Origin of the sequence: Patulibacter americanus DSM 16676 (assembly GCF_000420025.1) — a bacterium.
Lineage (GTDB): Bacteria > Actinomycetota > Thermoleophilia > Solirubrobacterales > Solirubrobacteraceae > Patulibacter > Patulibacter americanus.
This window is the reverse complement of sequence record NZ_ATUD01000018.1, coordinates 46,242-52,940: the sequence shown is the minus strand read 5'-3', so window position 1 is coordinate 52,940 and position 6,699 is coordinate 46,242. Positions and strand designations below refer to the sequence as shown.

The 6,699-nt window shown below is 73.7% G+C and carries 3 protein-coding genes; 1 reads left to right on the top strand and 2 read right to left on the bottom strand.

The annotated features are described in order from the left end of the window. Positions 1 to 768: 768 nt before the first annotated feature. Positions 769 to 2,763 (bottom strand): Ig-like domain-containing protein, encoded by a 1,995-nt coding sequence (locus F593_RS26995; RefSeq protein ID WP_022930508.1) that lies wholly within the window; start codon positions 2,761 to 2,763, stop codon positions 769 to 771. 333 nt (positions 2,764 to 3,096) lie between these two features. Between F593_RS26995 and F593_RS0119935 the strand changes: the two genes are divergently transcribed. Continuing rightward, the gene (locus tag F593_RS0119935) at positions 3,097 to 5,772 is read left to right on the top strand and encodes an Ig-like domain-containing protein (RefSeq protein ID WP_033208638.1); all 2,676 of its coding nucleotides are present in this window, start codon (positions 3,097 to 3,099) and stop codon (positions 5,770 to 5,772) included. Positions 5,773 to 5,941: 169 nt separating this feature from the next. On the opposite strand, the gene F593_RS0119930 is transcribed toward F593_RS0119935, so the two are convergent. Continuing rightward, positions 5,942 to 6,535 carry a hypothetical protein gene (locus F593_RS0119930; protein WP_022930506.1) on the bottom strand — a complete coding sequence of 198 codons (594 nt, stop codon included), beginning with the start codon at positions 6,533 to 6,535 and terminating at the stop codon, positions 5,942 to 5,944. Positions 6,536 to 6,699 lie beyond the last annotated feature (164 nt).

The following is a 6,699-nucleotide window of genomic DNA, read 5'->3' as shown; positions in this document are numbered from 1 at the left end:
ACCAGCGGGGTGAGGAGGAACACGAGCTCGTCGCGGACCGACCGGTCACCCGAGGCCTGGTAGCGCTCCCACATGGCGAGCAGCTGCTCGGAGGTGAGGCGGCGGGAGGTGCGGGTGCGGGTGGCGGTCATGGCGGCGGTTCCGGGGAGAGGATGAAGAGGGCGCTGCGGGGAGAGGACACCGTCCTCTTCGCTGCTGATGTTCACCCATCGGGGGATCTCGCCTCCCCCTCAACACCGTCTGGCCGTTCGACCCATACGTTCACCGTACTGACCCTGGACTGATACCGAATACACCGTTATCCATTGGGTTTCGGGGCTTGAAAGCGGGTCAGCGACGTACACCTTCCTCGGTGTTACGAAATGTGAACGGGGAATGCCCCCGGGCCCGTCCGCCATCCGCCGTCATCCGATCGGGGGATGAACGGCCGCCGCGCCCGCCGCGCCTGGGCATCCGTCGTCACCCGGTCTCGGCCCGCCGGTGGGCCACCCGACCCCGGCCCGCCGTTGGGTCACCCGACCCTCCTGCCCCGGTGGGTCAACCGTTCCCGGTCCGCCGGTCTCCCCGTTCCGGGTCGCCGCGCCGGCCGGCGGTCGGCTCGCGATCCGGAACCGCGTCCCGGATCGACACGCACCGGGCAGGGGTATGTCCTGGAGACATAGAACATGTCTCCAGGACATACCGCCGCCACGCGTGTGTCACCCGGCCAAGCGCCGACGCCCGCGATGCCGCCTGCGGCGTCCGGCGGCCACGAACGGACCGCCGGGCTCAGCGCTTGGCGTTCGCCTTCGGGGCGATCTTCACCGTCGCCGCCTTCGGGACCAGCGTGACGCCCAAGCCGTCGAAGGCCACTCTCACGACGACGGTCCGACCCCGTAGAAGCGAGCGGCGCATCGCCGCGGTGGGCCGCATGCGGACCGTCACGGTCTTCCCCGCGGCGATCGTCAACGTGCGGGTACCGACCGTGGTGCTGCCGCGGCGGACCACCACGCGGGTGCGGCAGCGGCCCCGGCCCGTGCCGCAGGAGACCCGGATCGCGAACCGGCCCTCACCGTCGAGCCGGACGGAGCGCGTGAGCAGGCGGACCTGTGCCTTCGGGGCGGGGCTCGCCGGCGGGGCCGGGGTCGTGGGCGGGGCCGGGGTCGTGGGCGTTCCGGGGCCGGCCGCCAGCGCAGGCACCGCGACCGGGACGGACGCCGTCGTGGTCTGCCCGGCGGAGTCCGTCACCGTCGCGGTCAGCTCCACCGTGGTCCCGGCCTGGGCGGCCGTCGGGGTCCAGGAGAACTCGTAGGGACGCGTCGACCGGGTCGCCACCTCTGCGCCGCCGGCGGAGAGCCGGACGGAGCGCACGCCGAAGTCGTCACTCGCGGCGACCACCGGGCGGACCTCGGTGCCGACCGGCACGACGAGGCCGGCGGTCGGCTCGAGGATCTCGGCCGTGGGAGCCGCGTCCGGGGTCGCGGCGGGAGCGGCAAGCGCGGCGATCGGCGTCGTGCGGAACGCGCCGGTGTCGACGCTCGCCGCGGCGAGGACGGGCGGTACCGCCCCGGGGGCGCCCGCGTCGTTGCCGGACCGGCCCTGGCAGCCGGTCGTCGCGCTGCTGACGCCCGCCGTCGGGCCGGCCGGGCAGCCCCAGTAGTTCTCCTGGGCGAGCACCGGCGCGCCGTTGCGGACCGCCGCGTTGGCCGCGTCCGCGTTGAAGACGGCGTAGCCGTTCGCGCCGAAGGTCGTGCCCGAGACCGCGAGGGCGCGGGCACCCGGGACCTTCGGATCCATGCCCGTGTCGGCGTCGGCGAGCAGGACGCCGACGGAGGAGCGGGCGGTGCCCGCCTGCCCGTTCCAGGTGTCGACGATCTCGCTGTCGGTCACCCGTCCCCGCTGCCCGGACTGGTACCGCACGCCGGTCTGCGGGACGGACGCGCCGCCCCGCTCGCCGACGATGCGGCTGCGGAGCACGTTGCCGTAGGCGTTGACGTTGGACCGCGTCTGCAGCGGGCTGACGGCCGGGGCCACGACGGTGGGGTTGTCGACCCCGCCGACGGAGGCGTCGAACAGGACCCCGCCGGCGCCGAAGCCCGTGACGAGGCTGTCCTCCACCGTGACCTCGCGGCGGATGCCGCCTGCGACGTCGCTCTGCAGCGAGTTCGTCATGACGATGCCCCAGCCGTGCGGCTGGCTCGCGGCCGAGGCGGCCGCGGCGCGGCGCAGCGGCCCGACGACGCTCCGGCGGACGCGACCCGAGGTGTTGAAGAACGCGATGCCGGCCTCGGCGTACGCCCCCGGTGAGCTCACCGTGACGCCCGAGAGGTCGAAGAAGTTCTCGTTGTCGTCCGAGGAGCCGAGGGACTGGCGCGAGACGGTGATGACGTTGCCGCCGCCGTCGCGCAGGTACGGCTCCGTGCCGGCCAGGGAGTCGCCCAGCGCCGTCGCCGGCATGATCGTGACCTTGTCGGCGCCCGCGCCGCGGATCGTCAGCGGCTTCGTGATCGTCAACCCGTTGCGCGAGCCGGCCTGGGCCGGGCTGTTCGCGTTGGTGTAGGGCGTGGACCCCTCGCGGTAGACGCCGTCGCAGACCACCACCGTGTCCCACGGCGCGGCCTGGTCCACCGCGGCCTGGATCGACGTGAAGCCGGCGGATGGGCACTGGGTGCGGTCGTCGTCGACCGTCCAGGTCGACGCGCCGGCGACGGCGGGCGCGACGGCGGGGAGGGCCGCCAGCACGAGCGCGACGCGCAGGGCTCGACGTAGGGGCGTGGACGTCATGGGATGCAAGGCACCTCGGTGCGTGGTCGGCGGGATCGGCGTCGGCCGCGCCGCGGGGCGACGGCCCGGAGGTCGAGACGTGAGCGCAGCACACGTCTGCCGACGGCGAGCCCGGAGTCTAGGTCGGGATCCGTCGCCCTCTTCCGGCCCGGATGTCCTGTACGCAGGCCCCGCGGAGCGCCAACGGGACAAGGGCGTATGCCGGCACCGTCCATACGCTTTTCCCCGGTCCCGCGGCTCTGCCCGGCGACGGTCTCGACACCCATTCCTCGGAGAACTGTGCACATCGTCCGCGCCCCCTTTCGGGCCCTCCCAGCCGCGGCCCTCGCCCTCGTGGCCGTCCTGCTGGCGGTCCTCCCGGCCGGGGCCCGCGCCGCCGACCCGGACCCGATGGCCCGCGGCTCCTACGCCGTCCAGACGACGGAGGGATCAGACCCGGCGACCGCTCCCGGTCGGTTCCTCGCCGGCACCGTGAACCTGCAGGAGCCCGCGGCCGGCGGCGGCGGGACCATCGGTCCGGCCGCGGCGGCCACGCTGCAGATCCGGGGCTCGATGTACCAGCCGGTCGGACGCACGACGCCGTCGCCGGTGATCGTCCTCGTCCACGGCAACCACGGCTCGTGCGACGCCGGGGCGGCGCCGAACTGCACCGTCTTCAAGCGCAACGACCGGGGCTACGCCTACCTCGGCGAGAACCTGGCGAGCTGGGGCTACACGGTCGTCTCGATCGACCAGGACCAGCTCATGTACTACCAGGACAACCCGATGGCGAAGGGCATGCACCAGCGCCGCCTGCTCATCGCCGCCACGCTCGACGCGCTGTACAAGGCCAACGCGGAGGGCCTCACGGGCCCCGACCAGAACCTGGGCAGCTCGCTCGTCGGCAGGCTCGATCTCTCCCGCATCGGCCTCATGGGCCACTCCCGCGGCGGCGACGCCGTGACGAGCTTCATCGACTACAACCGGACCCGCCCGGCCCCGGGTCGCCGCTACCCGCTGCGCGGCGTGATCGCGCTCGCGGCGACGGATTACGAGCGGCGCGCGCCCTCCGGCACGCCGTTCCTCTCCGTGCTGCCGATGTGCGACGGCGACGTCTCCAACATCCAGGGCGCCCGCTTCTTCGAGCGCGGCCAGTACCGCGAGGCCACCCCGTTCCCGCTCGTCCAGGTGGGAGTCCACGGCACGAACCACAACTGGTTCAACAGCGTGTGGTCCGCCGACGGCGAGGACGGGTCCAACGGCGACCAGGCCTGCGGCGTGAACATGCCGAGCAACCTGCGCCTCTCGGGCGGCATCAGCACGGGCCCCGCCACGAGCAACCCGGCCAGCCCCACGATCGGGACGAGCCCGGGCGGCACCTACACGCGCGCCAACCGCGGCTCGGGCGATCCTGTGCTCATGGGGGACCAGGAGAAGGTCGGCCTGGCGCTCATGTCGTCCTTCTTCCGGCGCTACGTCGGCGGCGAGGGCGGCTTCGACCGCTACATGACGGGCGAGCGCAACGCGGACGGTGAGACGGAGCTGCCGGCCACGGCCTGCCCGTCGCAGACCCAGTCGTTCACGAGCACCGCGACCCCGCCCGTCACGACCGGGACGTTCGGCCCCCGGATCGGGTGCGCCGAGCGGACGATGACGAGCTACTTCGCCGCGGCGGACGAGCGCATGGACGTCCTGCGGCCCGAGACCGACACCCCGCTGAGCACGAGCGCCGTCGGCACGGCGATCGAGGCGTCGGGCTTCTCGAACCCCTACCTCGAGGACGGCGGCGTGCTGCCGCGCCCGGCGACGACGCCGAGCGGCCTGGACTGGTGCAACCCCGAGCCGGACCACTTCGAGGAGTCCACGATCGGCAAGCCGGACTTCCCGAAGGCCGCGAAGGCCTGTCCGCTGCCGAACATCAGCGGCCTGGGGGGCCAGATCGGCATGCGCGAGCAGAGCCCGCTGAACCAGTCCTACGGGCTGCAGCTCGCGGCGGCCTGGGACGGGCCGGCGAAGCTCGCGACCCGCATCCCGGCGGCGAAGGGCGACGTCAGCGACAAGAAGGCCCTCGCCCTCGGCGCGGCGGTCAACGTGCTGGACCCGCGGAACTTCGACCCGACCAACCCGGACCGGTCGGCACCGTCGGCGACGAATCGCGTCGGCTCCGCGGCGGAGTACGACCCGGCCGCGTGGTCGCAGGACTTCACGATCGCGGTGACGGACGCGGCCGGCCACGAGGGCACGGTCTCCGCCGGGGACCAGCGGTACGGCAACGCGCTGCACCCCTCGGTCGGCTCGACGACGCCGAAGCTCCACGTCCTGCTGAGCCAGGTACGCGTGCCGCTGGCGGACTTCGCCGCCCAGGGGGTCGACCTCAAGACCGTCCGCAAGGTCGAGTTCCGCTTCGGCGAGGCCGGGAAGCCGGCCCAGGGTTCGGTGCAGCTGGCCGACGTGCGGTTCCAGGAGGCGACGGCCGGCACGGGTGTCCTCCTCGACGACGCGACGGCCGACGGTCCGGCCACGGGCCCCGTCACGAGCGGCCCCGACCCCGCCGCGGTCCTCGCCGCGGTCTCGCGCAGCGCGGCGTCGGCCCAGAACCCCGACGTGATCGGGCTGGGCGGCGACACGACGGTCACGCGGAGGGCCGCCTGCGTCGACACGACCGCCCCGCGCACGAGCGGCGTGAAGGTCGCCGTGAAGGCCCGCCGGCTCACGATCACGGGCAAGGCAACGGACGTGACGTGCTCCGCCGCGAAGACCCGCGCAAAGGCCGCGGGCACGGTGAAGTCGGTGCAGGTCACCCTCGCGAAGACCGTCGGCAAGCGCGCGCGGTTCGTCCGCGGCAACGGCAAGCTGAGCAAGCCGATGCCGAAGGACAGCGGCGTGGCGCTGGTCGCGAAGGGCACCTCCTCCTGGACGCTCAAGCCGGGCGGAAAGCTCGCCGCCGGGCGCTACGCCCTGACGATCGAGGCCTACGACGCCGCGGGCAACGTCTCCACGACGAAGCGCGGAACGGTCGTCGTCCGCTAGACGACCGCTCCCCGGGGGGCCGCCGTGCGCGGCGCTCCCGGGACGCGTGGGACCCGGAACGAGCGAAGGCCCGGCGCGCGTGCCGGGCCTTCGCTCGTTCCGGCACGTCGCCGGTCTTCGTCACGTGCTCCGCGGCGCTGCTGGCGCCGCGGAGCGGGTGCCGGGGGCCTCAGCGCAAGATCGGGAACCGCCGCACCAAGGGCAGCTCGGCCCAACGGGCGCCCAGGCCCAGGGTGCGGTCGGCGCCGACGCCGAGCAGGCCGACCAGCACGAGCGCGTAGATCAGGTGCTCGTCGAGGAAGGGGTTGGTCTCCGGCAACATGTGGGTGGTCCACATCGAGACGAACATGAGCACGCCGCCGATCGTCGCCAGGCGCGACGCGACGCCGGCCATGAGGGCGACGCCCAGGGCGAGCAGGCCGGCCATGAAGAGGACGTTGGTCACCGCTCCGCCCGCGAGCGACTGGTAGAAGCCGGCGAACGGGCCCTCGGCGCTGGCGAGGTAGCCCTGCGTCGGGTTGCCGCCGTCGAGCCAGCCCATGTTCGACGGGGTCGAGAAGCCCAGGCCGATCATCTTGTCGACGAAGGCCCAGAGGAAGAGGAAGCCCAGGCCCATGCGGGCCAGGCCGAGGGCGAGCGGAGCGCGATGCGGGGCGTTCTCGGCGGTGCGGTCGGTCGCGGCGCGTTCGGTGGCGGGCTCGGCCCGGTCGATGGTCCGGTCGGGGACCGGTGCGGCGGTGGGGGGATCGAGCAGGCTGGACATGACGACTTCCGGGTGGTGGGGGCTCGTGCGCCGGATGGCTTCACGGCGCACTTCCAACCTACGACCGGCGCCCGCCCCTGCCGTCGGGGTCGCCCCTCGTCCCTCGTGCGTAGTCCGGGCCGAAGCGTGCGGGAAACCGGCACGCCCGCCGCAGTCCGGTGGCG